The 15960-nt window shown below is 58.6% G+C and carries 13 protein-coding genes and 1 pseudogene; 4 read left to right on the top strand and 10 right to left on the bottom strand.

All coding sequences use genetic code 11. The annotated features are described in order from the left end of the window. Positions 1-109 precede the first annotated feature (109 nt). Entirely contained in the window at positions 110-508 is a 399-nt protein-coding gene (locus BM413_RS27370; protein WP_091918027.1) for a c-type cytochrome, read from the bottom strand. Positions 509-684: 176 nt separating this feature from the next. Here BM413_RS27370 and BM413_RS27375 point away from each other — a divergent pair, with 176 nt between their 5' ends. Beyond that, a complete protein-coding gene (locus BM413_RS27375) occupies positions 685-1521 on the top strand; it encodes a universal stress protein (RefSeq protein ID WP_091918028.1) in 837 nt (278 codons plus the stop codon). A gap of 250 nt (positions 1522-1771) precedes the next feature. On the opposite strand, the gene BM413_RS27380 is transcribed toward BM413_RS27375, so the two are convergent. The 8 genes from BM413_RS27380 to BM413_RS27415 form a co-directional block, all read right to left on the bottom strand. Next, a complete protein-coding gene (locus tag BM413_RS27380) occupies positions 1772-3364 on the bottom strand; it encodes an MBL fold metallo-hydrolase (RefSeq protein WP_091918029.1) in 1593 nt (530 codons plus the stop codon). A 191-nt stretch (positions 3365-3555) separates the two neighbouring features. Then, positions 3556-4809, bottom strand: a complete 1254-nt coding sequence (locus BM413_RS27385; RefSeq protein ID WP_091918030.1) for an MgtC/SapB family protein — start codon at positions 4807-4809, stop codon at positions 3556-3558. Between the two features lie 6 nt (positions 4810-4815). Further along, positions 4816-5262: a thioredoxin TrxC gene (gene trxC, locus BM413_RS27390; RefSeq protein WP_091918066.1), complete on the bottom strand. Its 447-nt coding sequence runs from the start codon at positions 5260-5262 to the stop codon at positions 4816-4818. 7 nt (positions 5263-5269) lie between these two features. Then, the gene (locus BM413_RS27395; protein WP_091918031.1) at positions 5270-7180 is read right to left on the bottom strand and encodes a heavy metal translocating P-type ATPase; all 1911 of its coding nucleotides are present in this window, start codon (positions 7178-7180) and stop codon (positions 5270-5272) included. 245 nt (positions 7181-7425) lie between these two features. After that, entirely contained in the window at positions 7426-8949 is a 1524-nt protein-coding gene (locus BM413_RS27400; RefSeq protein ID WP_091918032.1) for a bifunctional aminoglycoside phosphotransferase/ATP-binding protein, read from the bottom strand. A 149-nt stretch (positions 8950-9098) separates the two neighbouring features. Continuing rightward, entirely contained in the window at positions 9099-9545 is a 447-nt protein-coding gene (locus BM413_RS27405; protein WP_091918033.1) for a pyridoxamine 5'-phosphate oxidase family protein, read from the bottom strand. A gap of 128 nt (positions 9546-9673) precedes the next feature. Then, entirely contained in the window at positions 9674-10210 is a 537-nt protein-coding gene (locus BM413_RS27410) for an Hsp20/alpha crystallin family protein (protein WP_091918034.1), read from the bottom strand. Between the two features lie 232 nt (positions 10211-10442). Next, a complete protein-coding gene (locus BM413_RS27415) occupies positions 10443-11639 on the bottom strand; it encodes an acetate/propionate family kinase (protein WP_091918067.1) in 1197 nt (398 codons plus the stop codon). 185 nt (positions 11640-11824) lie between these two features. Between BM413_RS27415 and BM413_RS27420 the strand changes: the two genes are divergently transcribed. The 3 genes and pseudogenes from BM413_RS27420 to BM413_RS27430 form a co-directional block, all read left to right on the top strand. Next, the gene (locus BM413_RS27420; RefSeq protein ID WP_091918035.1) at positions 11825-14218 is read left to right on the top strand and encodes a phosphoketolase family protein; all 2394 of its coding nucleotides are present in this window, start codon (positions 11825-11827) and stop codon (positions 14216-14218) included. Positions 14219-14257: 39 nt separating this feature from the next. Next, the gene (locus BM413_RS27425; protein ID WP_091918036.1) at positions 14258-14662 is read left to right on the top strand and encodes a baeRF12 domain-containing protein; all 405 of its coding nucleotides are present in this window, start codon (positions 14258-14260) and stop codon (positions 14660-14662) included. 81 nt (positions 14663-14743) lie between these two features. Beyond that, a pseudogene (locus tag BM413_RS27430) lies at positions 14744-14848 on the top strand (transposase domain-containing protein); the annotation flags it as partial. Between the two features lie 54 nt (positions 14849-14902). Here BM413_RS27430 and BM413_RS27435 read toward each other — a convergent pair. Beyond that, a complete protein-coding gene (locus BM413_RS27435; RefSeq protein ID WP_091918037.1) occupies positions 14903-15907 on the bottom strand; it encodes an NADP-dependent oxidoreductase in 1005 nt (334 codons plus the stop codon). Between the last annotated feature and the right edge of the window lie 53 nt (positions 15908-15960).

Raw genomic sequence — 15960 nt, forward strand, 5'->3', positions numbered from 1 at the left:
AAAGATGACAGACAAGACCTGATCCCGGCCAATCTGTGCAAGCTTCGGGACCGTTGAGTGCAGGCGCTCAATTATGAAAGAACCACGCGTAGCTTGCGGCCCCAGCAGTTCAATGCTGCAGCGTTTCAATGTAACCCGCCAGATTGTGGATACGTTCTGTCGTGACAATCTCGCCGGCACCGGGACCATACATTTTGGCATCCTCCTCAAGGAACTGGCGACCCCAGACGGGCATCTCGCGGTCGCCATGGCTCGGCACCGCATAACGACCGTCGATGGTGGCGAAGACCCTGGGGTAGGGAAAAACACCGCCGTTTTTGTCGGACAGCTGCGTCAGGTTAGCCGGACGCTTCATGAGCACATCGCCAAGGGGACCGTCGCCCTTGCCGTCAGGACCGTGGCAGACCGCGCAGGAGTTCAGATACTCAGCCTCGCCATAACTCATCTCCTGCGCCCAGGACGCGTTGCAGGGCAGACTGACGAGAACGACGGCAATCAGGCGCTTCATGTGAACCTCCACCACTCGAAAGCCTGAAGCTTACCAAATTCGGCAGGCGCATGAGTTGATCCGGGTCAACTGGATCCTCGCCTTAGTCTTTGATTCAGCGCAATGAACGCATCGGGCGGTCCCGTTAAGGTTGTCACCGAAGATTGAATCCTCGCTCAAATTCATGGAGCATTACAATGGCTTTCAAAACGCTGCTTTCTGTTACGGGACCGAACATGGGTGATGATGATCTCAAGCCTGCAACTGACCTCTGCGATGAGATCGGCGCCCACCTTACTGTTCTTGCTGTCGTCATTGCTGCCCCGCCGCCAATCGGCGAGTACGCTGCTATCGTTTCGGACGACTGGTTGAAGGAACGCCAGGCCGATATGAAGTTGTTGGAGAAGCGGACAAACGATATTTCAGCTTTTCTTGCGGGCAGGGGGCTTTCGGCTGATGTTTCCGGCGATTACCCGGAAGCCGGCTGGGCCGATGAAAAAATTGGCCGCCGTGCACGCTATGCCGACATCACAATTATCGGGCCGGAACTGGTGACCGGCGGGGCGTTGAAGAACAAAGTGATCGACGGCGCATTGTTTTTTTCTGGAAAACCACTGCTGCTTGTTCCTCAAAGGACAAACGTCTCCCTGAAACCAAAACGGGTGCTGGTTGCCTGGGATTCGCGCCTTGAAGCGTCCAATGCTGTGCGGGACACGCTTGATATCCTTCGGGGAGCAGACGATGTGCATCTGACCCTTGTCGATCCTGTCGAAGGAGAAATGTATCATGGGGAGGAACCTGGCGCAGATGCCGGGGCTTATCTCGCGCGTCATGGCGTAAAGATAACGATCGACCGCCTGCCGAGCTCAAACCATTCAATCGCGGATGTACTTCGCAGCCACGCCATCGATATCGGCGCTGACCTGATGGTCATGGGCGCTTATGGTCATTCCCGGTTGCGTGAGCGCATCTTCGGCGGCGTTACCAAATCGATGCTTGAGAATCCACCGCTGCCGGTCTTGCTGGCGCGGTGAATCCATCATCGAGCGGCGAATCCAATAGCTATATGGTTTGAGACTTGTCCCTCCTGCACCGAATCGTTTGCCTTCTTTTGTTGATGTGTGGCTTTGTCTTCATCGTCGGTAAGTGGGGAAAGTCGAGGTGCGGAGATTTCAGGGCCTTGGTCATTTTCGACAGCGACAGAGGTCATCGATCTTTAGCCCATTCGACAGCCTGCATCCTTGAGCCGCGATACTCGGCAAGCCTCCATTTAGAATTTTAGGGTTATGCTGACGATTTAAGGGCGCGGCGTAATCGACGAATAATTGCCGCACGGCCGCGTTCGTCGGCGACAGCGTTAACACTTTCAGTGATGTCGATGAGCAGCCTGGACAGGTCATTGTGCCAATCCAGCCGGGCGACTTTTTCCGGATGAAGACGACGTGGCCTGTTGAGGTCGACCTGCCGTGACCCGGTTGGCCCGAGTTCATATGCATCGTCGATCAGGGGGAGAACCACGCTGGCGTCGCGGAACGACGCGTTCGCGAGTCGCATCCTTAGGCCAGCCAACCCAGCTTCCTCTCCATGGGTCAGGAAGATCGTTTGCCGAATTGGAGAGCACTTTTTGACCCAGGACACCAGTTCGCTGGCGTCTGCGTGACCAGAATAAAGATCAAATTGGCCGATATGCGCCTTCACATCTACCTCGTCGCCTTGAATGCGCACACGCGCGGCGCCGTCCAGCAGAATGCGACCGAGCGACCCCTGAGACTGATAGCCCGCGAGCATGACGGTCGCGTTTCTCCTCCAGAGATTGGCCTTGAGATGGTGTCGTATTCTCCCTGCATCGCACATGCCGCTCGCCGCGATGACGATGAAAAATCCAACCAAACGGTTGATCCCCTTGCTCTGCTCCACTGTTTCTGTGAAGCGGATATTTCTGGAGTTCAGCGCTTGCCTCAGGATGTCGCCGTCAACAATGTCACTTGCGTGGCGCTCGAAGATCGCGCTCGCGCGAGTGGCTAGGGGCGAGTCCACGAAGATTGGCGTGGCGGCGGGTATATCGCCGCTCTTGGCGAGCAGAAAGAGATCGACGAGCAATTCTTGCGTCCGCTCGACTGCAAAGGATGGAATGATCAGTGGCCCTGCCGCATTGGCCGCGCGTCGAACTTCCACTCCAAGCAGATTTCGGCGCGCCTCGCGCGTGACTTCGGGGCGATCCCTGTCGCCGTAGGTTGATTCACAGATCAGATAGTCAATGCCAGACGGGGCTTCGGGATCCGTCTGGAAGAGTTTATGGCCCGGGCCGATGTCTCCCGAAAATAGCATGCGCAAAGGCCCGCCTGCTTGGTCGATTTCAACTTCAACCGATGCTGATCCCAATAGGTGCCCGGCATTCCAGAAGCGTGCACGCACGCCATCCGCGATGGTCGTCCAGACAGTATACGCGACTGGACGGAACTGCGTCATGCAGGCCGTCGCATCTTGCATCGTATAGATTGGCGAAACTAGCGGCTTGCCGCGCTGTGCATTTCGACGGTTGAGATTTTCGACCTCCATTTCCTGAATGTGCGCGGAATCCGGCAGCATTACCGAACAAAGATCGATGGTGGCACTCGTCGCGTAGATGGCTCCGTCAAATCCGTGCCTGACGAGTTTCGGCAGCAATCCGCTATGGTCGATATGGGCATGTGTCAGGATAACAGCGTCGATTGAAGCGGGATCGAAGGGAAAGTCGCCATAGTTCAGCGCCTTCTCGGACTTTGATCCCTGGAACAGCCCACAATCGATAAGCAAGCGACGAGTGCCTGTTTCTAACTCGTAGCAGGATCCGGTCACGCCATGGGCAGCTCCATGGAAACGCAGAATAGGCTTCATGTCGTTTTTCCGGTACGTTGCGCCAAAATTCATGACTGGAAGCTATGAGGGGTTTTTAACTGACGCGCTTCATATGCCGAATGCCACTGCTGTAACCGTTCATCGATGATGAACTGCTTTCGTTCCTCCTCATAGACCGGCGTTACGTCGGCTGTCTTGATCCGGGTCAAAAAACGGAGGAATGGGAGCACTCAGAGAGTTGGCCAAAGAAAGAACATCGCTACCCCCAGACTGATGGCGGCTATGGTTGCACTGGCAAACGGAACGAAGAATCGGATCGGACCAGCCAGAAAGGCAATTGCGAGACGTCCAGTGGCGTTGGCGGCGAGCGCGGTGAGCATAGCCATTCCAGCCAGTTCGTGGGTGACGGACTCTCCGATCAATCGAAGCGTACTCAATACCGCCACATCAACGTCGAACATACCAGAAAGCGCTGCAGTAGCCAGCAGACCGCTGCTACCCAACCGATTTGCAACTGCTGCGCTTACCGTTGAGACAATCGCAAACAGGAGAGCGAATAACAGGAGCGGTTCCAACGCAAAGGGATTGCGCGACGGCGTTTCGCTTCCAGAAGCATCGCTGGAACGTGTCAACAAAAGTATTCCGCATGCTGTGAAGCAAAGCGCAGCGGCGAGGGCTGCTGGCGCCATGGGGACAATTGCAGCCGGATCGATGAGCATCACAATCACGCAGACGCGCAGGATCGACACCATTGCCGCCAAAGCCGCCGCGCCAGCCAACGACAAAGGACTGCCGCCGGTTTTTGCAGTCCGCGCCAGTGCAACCGTTACTGCAGTGGAGGATACAACGGCGCCTGCAAGGGCGCTGACCAGCAGTCCCCGCGTATGACCCAGAATGCGTGTCAAAATATAGCCGAGGAACGAGATGGCTGCGGTCAGGACAGTGAAGGACCAGATTTCCCAGGGGTTGAGCCCGCCCCAGGGATCTACAGTACGGTTCGGCAGCAGCGGCAGGATAATTGCGGTCATTACGGCCAGGATCAAAGCCGAGCGCAATTCTATCCAGGTCAGCCGTAGCAGCAGTCCGTGCAGAATCTCCCGGCTTGCAAGTACAGCTGCGAGTGCCGAGCCGCCCGCCGCCGCAGCGCGATAGTCGCCGACAACTGCAAGTGCACCGAGCGCGAAGACAGCAAGCCCGGCCAATACGCTGGTGACGCTGAAGTCCTGATCGTAAGCTGCTTCGCGCGCCTTGTACCACGCGAAGATAGCGGCAAATCCGAGGAAGCCGACTGTGAGCACGGATATTGCGTCGGCGGCCTCGGCGAGCGCGGCGAGGATGCCACCCAGCAGACCGGAAATCCCGTAGGTGCGGATTCCTGCGGTGCGGCTGTGATCCGGTGCATTGCGCTCACGCCATCCGCGTTCAAGCCCGACCAGGAGCCCAATCGCCAGAGCCAACCCGAGGCGAGCAATCAGCGGGTCCATCGGCGTTCAGACTGCAACTGACGGTAGGCGATCGCGTACCCACTTTACGATCTGTCCAGTGACCATCGCTCCTGAAGTGCGTGCTATTTCCTTGCCGCCCTCAAATAGAACCATGGTTGGAATGCTGCGAATGCCAAGTTTCGCCGAGGTGGCCTGTTCGGCATCTGCATCAAGCTTGAGCAAGACGACATAAGGCTCAAGCTGCCGTGCCGCCGCCTGGTAGGCCGGCGCCATCGACAGGCACGGTCCGCACCATGAGGCCCAGACGTCCACCAGCACTGGAAGTGTGCAATGTTCGATCTGGCGGTCAAACATCTTCCCGTCGACCTCGCGCGGATATCCGGAAAAGATCTTATGTCCGCACCGGCCACATTTGGCGCTATTGGCATTTCGGCCACTTGGCAGGCGGTTGGTGCTGCTGCATTTTCCGCAAACGACACGATTATCACGCATCATGATGTCACTCCCTCATCACCGATCGCGATTGCATCTCGCGTACAGTATCGTGGATCGAGGTGCCATGGGATCGTGGATACTCGCCACCCAGCGCGCGCAATGCGTTTAAGATCACCGCCACGTCGATACCTTCCTGCAGCAAAGCGCCTTCAACCGGCGTAATCCACCCAAACGCAGCAGCGAGCATCGCCGCTCCGGAAAGCGCAAGCCCGGCCACGATGCTCTGCCGGGCGATCGACCGCGTCCGCCGAGCAAGTTTGACTGCGTCCGCGACGGGCTGCAGCCGGTTTGCAAGGACAACTACATCCGCAGCCTGACTTGATGCCGTGGCACCGCGTGCGCCCATCGCAATTCCAACGGTCGCGGTCGCCAGAGCAGGCGCATCGTTGATGCCGTCGCCAACCATCATTGTCGGTGCTTGAGTCTTTTCGGCTTCCACGGTCGCAATTTTGTCGGCAGGACTCGCATCTGCAATGAGGTTATCGATATCGAGCGCCGCGGCGATCCGCGAAGCCGTGCTTGCATCGTCACCGGTAAGCATAACGATCCGCGAAAACCCGGACGATCGCAGGTCGCTCAGAGTGGTTCGGGCATCGGCCCTCAAGGCATCGCCGAAGGTGAAGATCGCGGCCAGCCGATTGTCCAACTCCACGAAGACCCGCAGAACCGGTTGCCCCTGAAAGCGCCGCTCGCCAGGTTCGGCCCAGAGCGGGAGAGGACCATCGGCCAGCACCAGGGCGCGCGACCCCGCGCGAACTGACTTGTCGCCGACGGTGCCTTCCAGGCCAGAGCCTCGATACTCCCGGACATTCTTGGGGTTGCAAAGCCCCAGTCCCTTCCTGCGCGCCGCCTGCACGATGTATTCCGCGAGAATGTGGTGCGACGCTTGTTCAAGCGATGCAAGCAGCCGCAAAGCTTCGTTTTGATCCCGTCCCGGGGCGGTCTCGACATCGATAAGGTCGGCGCCGCCATAGGTCAGCGTCCCGGTCTTGTCGAACACTGCCGTTCGTGCCTCGGCCAGCGCCTCCAGAGCTGCGCTGCCTTTCATCAATATGCCCGCCCGCGCGGCACGGGCGACGCCGCTGATGAAAGCGACCGGGGCAGCCAGGATCAAGGGGCAGGGGGTTGCGACGACAAGAACCGCTAGTGCGCGAATAGGATCGCCGGAGAAATACCAGGCCAGTCCAGCAAGAATGAGAGTCGCGGGCAGCATCGCCACAGCAAAGCGGTCGGCCATGCGGATGAATGGCGCTTTTGCAGTCTGTGCGGCAGCAACCATGCCCACGATCGCGGCATATGTGCTTTGTGCGGCAACCGCCGACGCGCGCATGATGAAGGCTTCGCCCGCATTGACGGTGCCGCTGCGAAGCCTGTCGTTTGAAACCCGCCTTTCGGGCAGAGGTTCGCCCGTCACTGCCGACTCATCGATCGAGGCATTGGCATCTACAAGAATGCCGTCGACAGGCACCAGTTCACCGGCGCGAACAAGCAATTCGTCTCCAACCTCGACTTGATCTACGCTGATCGTCTCCAATGTCTCGCCTGATCTGCGGTGGGCCAGGCGAGGCGACCTGTCGGTCAAGGCGGTGAGATCACGCTCTGCGCGGCCGCGCGCGAAATCCTCGAGAACGGTACCGCCGGCATACATGATCGCGACGACGATGCCGGCAAGTGGCTGGCCAAGGGCAAGTGCTGCCACCATCGAGACGAGTGCGATCGCATCGACGCCAAACCGACCCGCCCACAGGTCGCGAAGCATGGAAAGGGCCAGGACGATAACGACCGGTATCGTCGCTGCCGTCCAAATGAGGGATGGCCGCATGACGCTGAAGCCAGCGTATTGAACTACCAGCCCCGCCGCGAGTCCCGCGGTCGCGATGGTCAGCAATATTCTTCGTAGCGCCGTTTCGTTCACGCCGTGCCTCGCCTGCGCCCAGGTGACCACTGGGCGAACAAATCCAGCGTCAGGATCGAGGCTGGAAATTGAGGCGTAGTAGATTGCGAGAGGAAGCGCTTTGATTCACCGCAAGGATCGACGTGGAACTCCAGTGAGATCGAAGTCTTAGCGGATGGCGCTACTCCGCCGCAGGCCTTCCGATCCCCTCAACGCTCGACCTTGGCCGAGTCCGATCTCGTCGAAAAACTTTGCGTCGTGGGAATTCACCTGACTGCCAAATCCAGTATGCTCGTAACGACGTCTTTAGGTTTCCGCGCCGCATTGAGCCTGTGCCAGTCGATCCCCTCCACATGCCTTTGAAGCTGTTTTGACAGAATGTCGATGGTCGCGTCTGAAGGTCCGCCCTTGCGCTCCTCCACCCGTTGCCAGAGAACGGCCGGATCGGCCTCAAGCCAGATGCCGAGAAATGGCAGCGCGCGGTCGTTGGCTTCTTTCTCGATGCTTTCCCTATGCGCTCTCTTGTTGAAGACGGCATCGGCGATGACGACTCCAGCCTGCGATAGGATGAGCCCGGCGCGCCATGCCATCTCGCGATAAACCTTTTCGGAAATCTCCGTTCGGTAGGCCTTATCGGGGAGACGGGTTTCGGGCGACACGCCGTGCAGGGTCTTGCGAATGCGGTCGCTCTCCACAATCCGTGCTCCGGGCGGTGCGCCGACATGCGCGGCCAGCGCTTCGGCAATGGTTGTCTTTCCTGTGCCGCTCAGGCCGCCGATCGCTATGAGGCGGGAAGGGTGCTTGCGAAGCAGCAGCTTTGCAAGATCGAAATAGGATCTGGCTTCCGCGGCGAGACGCTCGGATGCGCCGTCTGCCTCCTCGACCTGTGTCGCGATGACGTGTGCCCGCACCGCTGCCCGCAGTGCCATGAAAAAGGGCAGCAGCGCGAAACCGTCTTCGTCGTCGGCCTCGTCGAGATAACGGTTCATGGCCAGATTGGCGAGTTCGAACAGGCCGCGATGCCACAGGTCCATGAGCAGGAAGGCAAGATCGTACAGCACATCGATTGTCGCGATCTGATCGTTGAATTCGATGCAGTCGAACAGGCGCGGTTCGCCGCCGAGAAGACAGATATTGCGCAGATGCAGATCGCCGTGGCCGCGGCGAACCTTTCCTGCGATCTCGCGTCTGTCGAGCAACGCTGCATGGTGAGCCAAGGCTTCGCGGAAGGATCCGTCGAAAGCGGCAACCTCCTCGACATTGAACACATGGCTGGTCGCAAACCCTGCCTTGTTGATGTCGAGCACACCTGCCAGGTTCACGGCACCGCTGCTGGCATGGACAATCGGAGCAGTGCGATGGAACTGCGCAACCATGCGGGCCGTGTCTGTGATCAGATGGGGCGTAAGCGTGCGGTCGAGAGCCATTCGGTCGAGCAGGGCGGATTGGTCAAACCGGCTCATCTCGACAACGGCGTCGATCAACCTGCCTCCTCCGTCAAGGATGGGCCGGCCGTCAGCCTCCCGCGTGATGCGGCGGACGCCAAGATAGAGCCCCGGCGCAGTTCCCGAATTGAGCTCGACTTCTTTAAGGCAGGCCGAAAGGCGCAATTCCGGCGTCGAAAAATCTGCATATGGCAGCTTTACCGCGCGTTTCATTTTGTAGGCGCGGTTGCCTGCAAGGAAAATCCGCGAGATATGTGTTTCGATCACCTCGATCGAGCCAGGGACTCGATGGGTGGCAGGGGTTGCCAACAGGTCAATCGTGGCCTGCTGGTCTTCGACCATCATGGCACACCGAGGGCCAGCATTGGCAGCGTGCTTGCGAACGCCAGTTTTCATATGAACGCCAACCGATAAGTCATTTATAAATGTTACTCTGCCCGGCAGCAGAATCGTTGATCGGGATCAATCCTAAGCGAGATTCAGAGGTATTCCGCCTAATCCTGGGCCTCGCGCCCGGAAAGAGACTCGATGATAATGCGATAGAAAAGATGGTCGGAGTGATCTGACACAGGGCGCGGCGCGGGTTTCAGAGCACCAGGCTCCCACCAGTTCGCATATTTGCTCAGGAGCGTCCATGCGTGGTCGCGTTCGACCTTGTGGCCTATCCGGTCAGGCAACTCTTCGAAGCGTCCGTCAACAACGACACTTTTCCACTCCCTTGCCTGCCCTTGCTGCTCGACCACCGCTGAAACCAGCGGATTGGCCCGCATCCAATCGATCTTTTTGCCGGGCATGGAAAAGGCATAGAGGTGATTGTCCGCATATGCGAAGTGGATCGGCACAACATAGGGTCGACCATCTTTTACGCAAGCGATGCGGGCAAGGCGGTTTGCGATCAACAACTTTATGCACTCGGAGTTGCTCAGCGGTCGGATTTGCATTGTTTTGCTTCCCATTCACACTTGCAGTAGTTGCCAATCGTTGCAGGCCATCTTGCGAGTGGCGGGCAGTTCAACCCGCCTGACCCGCCAGCGCAGACTTGCTGCGTCGGCGGGGCACAGAGATACGCTTAGGCTGCCTTAACGGTTATCTTTTTTTCAGACTGCTGCGCTGCTGGCGACTTAGGCAGTTTTACCTTAAGCACGCCCTTAGCAAAGTTTGCTTCGATCTTGTCGGCGTCCACGCCTTCGGGCACTTGGAAGGAACGCTGGAAAGAGCCGTAGTGGCGCTCAGACAGATAGTAGTCCTTCTCCTTTTCTTCAGACTCCTCCTTCTTTTCCCCCTTGATCGTCAAGGTGTGATTGGCGAGCTTGATTTCGACATCTTTCTCGTCGATGCCCGGCAATTCGGCCGTGATCTCGTATTCCTTTTCCTTTTCCACAAGGTCCATAGCCGGCGCGACCGGCCAAACGGCGTGTGTCAGCCCGGGCAATTCCACACCGAATAGCGAACGCGTCGACGGAATGCGCCGTTCAAGCGGATGCAAGTTATCAAACAGGCGATCGATCTCGCGGCGCAGACTTTCGAATGGCGACCAGTCGCCAGATCGTGCGAGCATAGTATCTTTCGCTGTCTTCACAGGAAGTTTGGTGGCGGATTCGGCCATGACGTATCTCCCCTTGCGGAACGTTGTTGAACATTGATAGGTGCCAGTCGCTTAAGTCTATCGCCGGTATTCCTGGCTTGGCTCGATGCGGCACGTGCAATCATTCATCATCGGCCGCGCGGTTCCTTGATGCGGATCAAAGTTCGTTCATTTTGTAGCTGGCAGGTGCTGTGAACTGAACAGCTGTAGACTGGAGAGGGCGGCCGCCCGGTTGATCGGACCGCGCAAATGGTCAGCATGGATGCGCTGGCCGAACCGTCGCCAGAGTGTGCCGCGCAATCATCGTTTCCTCGTCGGTCGCAATGACACGGACCGCGACGCGGCTTGCGGGCGTGCTGATAACCGCTGCACCGCGCTCGTTTGCGTCCTGATCGAGCATGACACCAAGCCATCCCAGGTTTGCACAGATGGCAGCTCTGACCGGAGGCGCGTGTTCTCCTATGCCGCCGGTGAAGACGATGCCGTCCAGCCCGCCAAGCGAACTCGTCAGTGCGCCCGCCTCACGCGCGATACGGTAAGCGAAAAGTTCGACGGCTTCGGCGGCGCGCGGATCGTGGCTTTCGAGCAGCGTGCGCATGTCGCTGGCAATGCCGCCCGAAACACCGAGCAGGCCGGAGCGCCGGTAGAGCAGATCTTCCACCGCGCCGACGGTCATGCCGCGCTCCTGCAGCAGGTAGAGGATAACACCCGGATCGAGATTGCCGGGCCGCGTGCCCATCATCAATCCATCCAGCGCGCTGAAACCCATGGTGGTATCTATGCTCTTTCCCTGGCTGAGCGCACAAAGGCTGGCTCCATTGCCGAGATGGGCGACGATGACACGGCCGCCGGCGAGGCCGGGAGCGATCTCATGCAGATGGCCGGCGATATACTCATAGGACAATCCATGAAAGCCGTAGCGACGAACGCCCATGGCTTCATACTCGCGAGGCAGGGCAAAGCGGCTGGCTACCGTCGGCATGGTGTGATGAAAGGCCGTATCGAAACAGGCGACCTGCGGCAGGTTAGGTCGTGCAGCAGCGATTGCCCGGATGGGAGCCACATTCTGCGGCTCGTGGAGCGGGGCCAACGGTGTTAGCCGGTCGAGCGCGGCGAGGAGACTCGGTGTGACCAGTTCGGGCGCTGCATAGTCGGCGCCGCCATGCACCACCCGGTGGCCCACTGCCATCAGTTTGTCCTGGCCGAGACGGGCCTCGGTCCAGTCGATGACCTCTTTGAGCAGGGTTTGGAAATCGCCTGCGGCTTCCGGCCAACGCGTGTCGGCGAGCAGGACGCCCTTTGCGTCCCGTGCCGTGAAATGCGAATGCGTGGCGATCTCCTCGATCTCGCCGCGCAGGGCAAGGTCGAGCCGGGTTGCGGTGCTTGTTTCAAACAGCGCAAGCTTCAGGCTCGAGGAACCGGCATTCAGCGTCAGGATCGCATCGGCCATCGCCTTGATCTCCACGAACTCTTTTTTGCACATCCAGTTGATGCACCGACTTGATGGAAATCAAGGCGAGAACAATCGGTTTGACCGATTCAATCCAGAAGGGAGCGGTGATTTTCCCGTCCGCTGTCCTATTTCTCCAGGACAGCCCAAGCAGGTAGCTCACCGCCTCGCAACGGAGTACGCCTATGACTACCGCCGAGAAGCACGCACCCGCCAAGGTTTCGCAGCCATTGTCTACCGAGGAGGCGCGACTGATCAACGCCTGGTGGCGAGCGGCGAACTATCTCTCCGTCGGCCAGATTTATCTGCTCGACAATCCGCTTTTGCGCGAGCCGCTGATCAAACAGCATGTCAAGCCGCGCCTGCTCGGCCATTGGGGCACCACGCCCGGTCTCAATTTCATCTACGTTCATCTCAACCGCATCATCCGTGAACAGGACGCCAGCGTGCTGTTCATCGCCGGGCCCGGACATGGTGCGCCGGGTGTCGTCGCGAGCACCTGGCTCGAAGGCACCTATAGCGAGCTATACCCGGATATTTCGCGCGACGGTGCCGGGATGTGCCGGCTGTTCCGTCAATTTTCGTTCCCGGGAGGCATCCCCAGTCACGCGGCGCCGGAAACACCCGGTTCCATTCACGAGGGTGGAGAGCTCGGTTATTCCTTGAGCCACGCCTTCGGCGCGGTGTTCGACAATCCGGACCTCATTGCCGCCTGCGTGGTCGGCGACGGTGAGGCCGAAACCGGTCCGCTGGCCACCTCCTGGCACGGCAACAAGTTCCTGAACCCGGTGAGCGATGGCGCCGTCCTGCCATTCCTGCATCTCAACGGCTATAAGATCGCCAATCCCACGGTGCTTGCCCGCATTCCGCATGAAGAGTTGGAGGCACTGTTTCGCGGCTATGGCTACGCACCGATCTTCGTTGAAGGGGATGAGCCTTATGCGATGCATCAGAAGATGGCGGCAGCCTTGGATACCGCCTTTGCCTCGATCCGCGCTATTCAGCATAAGGCTCGCAATGGTGGCAAAGTCGAGCGCCCGATCTGGCCGATGATCGTGCTGAGATCGCCCAAGGGCTGGACCGGACCCAAAACCGTGGACGGCAAGAAGGCCGAAGGGTTCTGGCGCTCGCATCAGGTGCCGTTCACCATGGACAAGCCGGAGCACCTCGGTCTGCTTGAAGAATGGCTGCACAGCTATAAGCCGGAAGAACTGTTCGACGAGGTCGGCCGGGTGAAACGCGAAATTGCCGCGCTGGCACCCATTGGCAACAAGCGAATGAGCGCCACCCCCCACGCAAATGGCGGCACGCTGATGCGGCCGTTGAGATTGCCGGATTTCAAGGACTACGCTGTCGCGGTGAAGCAGCCGGGCGGCGCAGACGCTGAATCGACCCAGGTTGCGGGCAAATTCCTGCGCGATGTCATGCGCCATAACGCAGAGGCTCGTAATTTTAGGGTATTCGGCCCTGATGAGACCGCATCCAACCGTCTCCAGAACCTTTTCGAAGTCACTAACCGGGCCTGGGATGCCGAAACGCTGTCTTATGACGATCATCTCGCGCCGGATGGCAGAGTGATGGAGATTCTCAGCGAACATACCTGCCAAGGCTGGTTGGAAGGCTATCTGCTTACCGGCCGGCACGGCTTCTTCTCCTGCTACGAAGCGTTCATCCATATCGTGGACTCAATGTTCAACCAGCATGCCAAATGGTTGAAGACCTCGAAGGAGGTCGCCTGGCGGCGGCCTATCGCCTCTCTGAACTATCTGCTTACTTCTCATGTCTGGCGGCAGGACCACAACGGTTTCAGCCATCAGGATCCGGGCTTCGTAGACCATGTCGTCAACAAGAAGGCCGATATTGTCCGCGTCTATTTCCCGCCGGACGCCAACACCTTGCTCTATGTCACCGATCACTGCCTGCGCAGCTGGAACCGCGTCAACGTCATCGTCGCCGGCAAGCAGCCGCAGCCGCAATGGCTGACGATGGACGAGGCGGTCAAACATTGCTCGGCAGGTATCGGCATATGGGAATGGGCGAGCAACGATCGCGGCGGCGAACCGGATGTCGTGATGGCCTGTTGCGGCGACGTGCCCACGCTGGAGACCTTGGCCGCTGTCGACCTCATCCATCAGTACATTCCAGACCTCAAGGTCCGCGTCATCAACATTGTGGATCTGATGACGCTGCAAACGAAGACCGAGCACCCGCACGGTCTTTCCGACAAGGATTTCGATGCGTTGTTCACCACGGACAAACCCGTGATCTTCGCCTATCACGGCTATCCCTGGTTGATCCATCGGCTCGCCTACAAACGCACGAACCACGAAAACATACACGTGCGCGGCTTCAAGGAAGAAGGTTCGACCACGACGCCATTCGACATGGTGGTGCGCAACGATCTTGACCGTTTCCATCTAGTGACTGACGTCATCGACAGGGTGCCCCGGCTGGGCCCGGCAGCCGTTTATGTGAAGCAGGCCATGCGCGACAGGCTGACGGAGCACTATCACTATATCCGCGCGAATGGAGCGGACATGCCAATGGTGGCTGACTGGCGCTGGCCCGGCAGGCAATGAAATGGCATTCCGCCGCTATCGTCATGGAAAGGGAAAGATATGATTCTGGAAAATGGTACCATTGTTGCCGTCATTGACGGCGAAGCGATGCGGCTTTTTCGCAATCGCGGGCACGAGCCGCATGTCGATCTGATTGGCCTGCCGGACCCCGACCTTGGCGTGGGCAATACGGGATCGGGATCGCGTCATCGCAGCAGTTCCGCAAATCCTGACACTCGACGTATCAAGGAAGACGATTTTGCAGCAGCCGCAGCCGGCTATCTGAACAAAGAAGCGCTCGCAGGTAGAATCGAACGGCTCCTCATCGTTGCCGATCCGCGTACACTGGGTGAGTTGCGCAAGCATTTTCACGATACGCTTGCTGCGAAGCTGACTGGTGAGATCGCCAAGGATCTGACGGCGCATTCCGCCGAGGCAATACAGGCGGCGATAGCAGATGCTTGAAATTTCTCGAGGCTGCGCGTGCCGAGCAGCCAACAGTTCGTCAATGCTAAAGGTTCACCGTAACCGCTGTTTTGTCCCCTCGTTGACCCGCAGGCCTACCTGACCGCCACGCTCTCCGCCATCGTCAACGGCTACAAGCAGAGCCGGATCGATGAGCTTCTGCCTTGGAATTATCTGCTTGAGTAACGCGTGCACAAAAATCGCAGTTTTGCCGAAGCAGACAAATCTTCGTTCAGAGCATCAAAGCTTGACCAGTTGCTTGCCAAAGTTCTCTCCCTTCAACATCCGAACGAAAGCGTGGGGCGCGGTCTCAATCCCTTCCGCAACATCTTCCCGTGTCTGCAGCAGTCCCTGTCTGTACCATAACAGCAGATCGGCAATCGCGGTTTCGTATTCTCCCTCGTGGTCGTCGAGCAAGAACCCTTCTATCCGCGCACGGGTGATCAGCGTCCTTCTGAGATGCCTGAGACCGATATCGGGCTGGTCAAACCGGTCGGCCAAGGCAATAGTCCCGACGACCACCACCCTGCCAAAGGTGTTGAGGTTCAGCATGGCTGCATCGTGAATTGGCCCGGCGGTGTTATCGATAAAGACATCGACGCCGTTAGGGCATGCGGTGGCGACATCTGCCACGAGATCAGCCGAGCTCCGATGATTGACGCCGGTCCGGTAGCCAAGCTCCCTGCACCACTCCAGCTTCTCGTCCGAACCCACGACAGCGACCGGGTCGAACCCCTTGATCCGCGCGATCTGGCCCGCAATCTGTCCCACCGCTCCTGAAGCGGCAGAGATCAACACCGTATCCCCCACCTTCGGAGTTGCGGTCTTGAGGAGAGCAAAGTAGGCGGTGAGACCAGGCATGCCGAGATAGCTCAGCGCGGATTGAATCGGAGCGTCCGTAGTTGTCACTGGCTTGGCTGATGCGGCCGGGATAACGCTAAACGGTTGCCAACCAAAATAGTCGCTCATCACGACGTCCCCTGGCTTGAAGTCTGGAGACTGAGACGCAACGACCTCGCCGATTCCGCCCCCGCGCATCAGATCGCCAAGCTTAAAGCCAGTCGCGTAATTCTTCGCTGGACTGATCCGACCCCGCATATAGGGATCGACGGAGAGCCACAAAGTTTTCACCAGCAGCTCACCATCCGCCGCCTCAGGAATTGAACGGTCCTCTTGGCTCCAGTTCTCCACGGAAGGCATTGCGGAAGGGTAGCTCCGAAGTATCCAGCTAGGATTCGTGGACATGTCCATCTCCTCAAATTGAGCGTTCGCCGTATTGATGCATGAATCCGATTTCC

The sequence above is a fragment of the Mesorhizobium sp. YR577 genome, from assembly GCF_900116595.1.
GTDB lineage: Bacteria > Pseudomonadota > Alphaproteobacteria > Rhizobiales > Rhizobiaceae > Mesorhizobium_M.

Excerpts from the sequence above, each read along its gene's own strand:
- BM413_RS27385 (WP_091918030.1), bottom strand. The coding sequence starts at position 4,809 with ATGGACCCGCTGATTGCTCGCCTCGGGTTGGCTCTGGCGATTGGGCTC.
- BM413_RS27420 (WP_091918035.1), top strand. The coding sequence starts at position 11,825 with ATGACTACCGCCGAGAAGCACGCACCCGCCAAGGTTTCGCAGCCATTG.
- BM413_RS27400 (WP_091918032.1), bottom strand. The coding sequence starts at position 8,949 with ATGATGGTCGAAGACCAGCAGGCCACGATTGACCTGTTGGCAACCCCT.
- BM413_RS27380 (WP_091918029.1), bottom strand. The coding sequence starts at position 3,364 with ATGAAGCCTATTCTGCGTTTCCATGGAGCTGCCCATGGCGTGACCGGA.
- BM413_RS27415 (WP_091918067.1), bottom strand. The coding sequence starts at position 11,639 with ATGGCCGATGCGATCCTGACGCTGAATGCCGGTTCCTCGAGCCTGAAG.
- BM413_RS27375 (WP_091918028.1), top strand. The coding sequence starts at position 685 with ATGGCTTTCAAAACGCTGCTTTCTGTTACGGGACCGAACATGGGTGAT.
- BM413_RS27425 (WP_091918036.1), top strand. The coding sequence starts at position 14,258 with ATGATTCTGGAAAATGGTACCATTGTTGCCGTCATTGACGGCGAAGCG.
- BM413_RS27435 (WP_091918037.1), bottom strand. The coding sequence starts at position 15,907 with ATGTCCACGAATCCTAGCTGGATACTTCGGAGCTACCCTTCCGCAATG.
- BM413_RS27370 (WP_091918027.1), bottom strand. The coding sequence starts at position 508 with ATGAAGCGCCTGATTGCCGTCGTTCTCGTCAGTCTGCCCTGCAACGCG.
- BM413_RS27405 (WP_091918033.1), bottom strand. The coding sequence starts at position 9,545 with ATGCAAATCCGACCGCTGAGCAACTCCGAGTGCATAAAGTTGTTGATC.
- BM413_RS27410 (WP_091918034.1), bottom strand. The coding sequence starts at position 10,210 with ATGGCCGAATCCGCCACCAAACTTCCTGTGAAGACAGCGAAAGATACT.
- trxC (WP_091918066.1), bottom strand. The coding sequence starts at position 5,262 with ATGCGTGATAATCGTGTCGTTTGCGGAAAATGCAGCAGCACCAACCGC.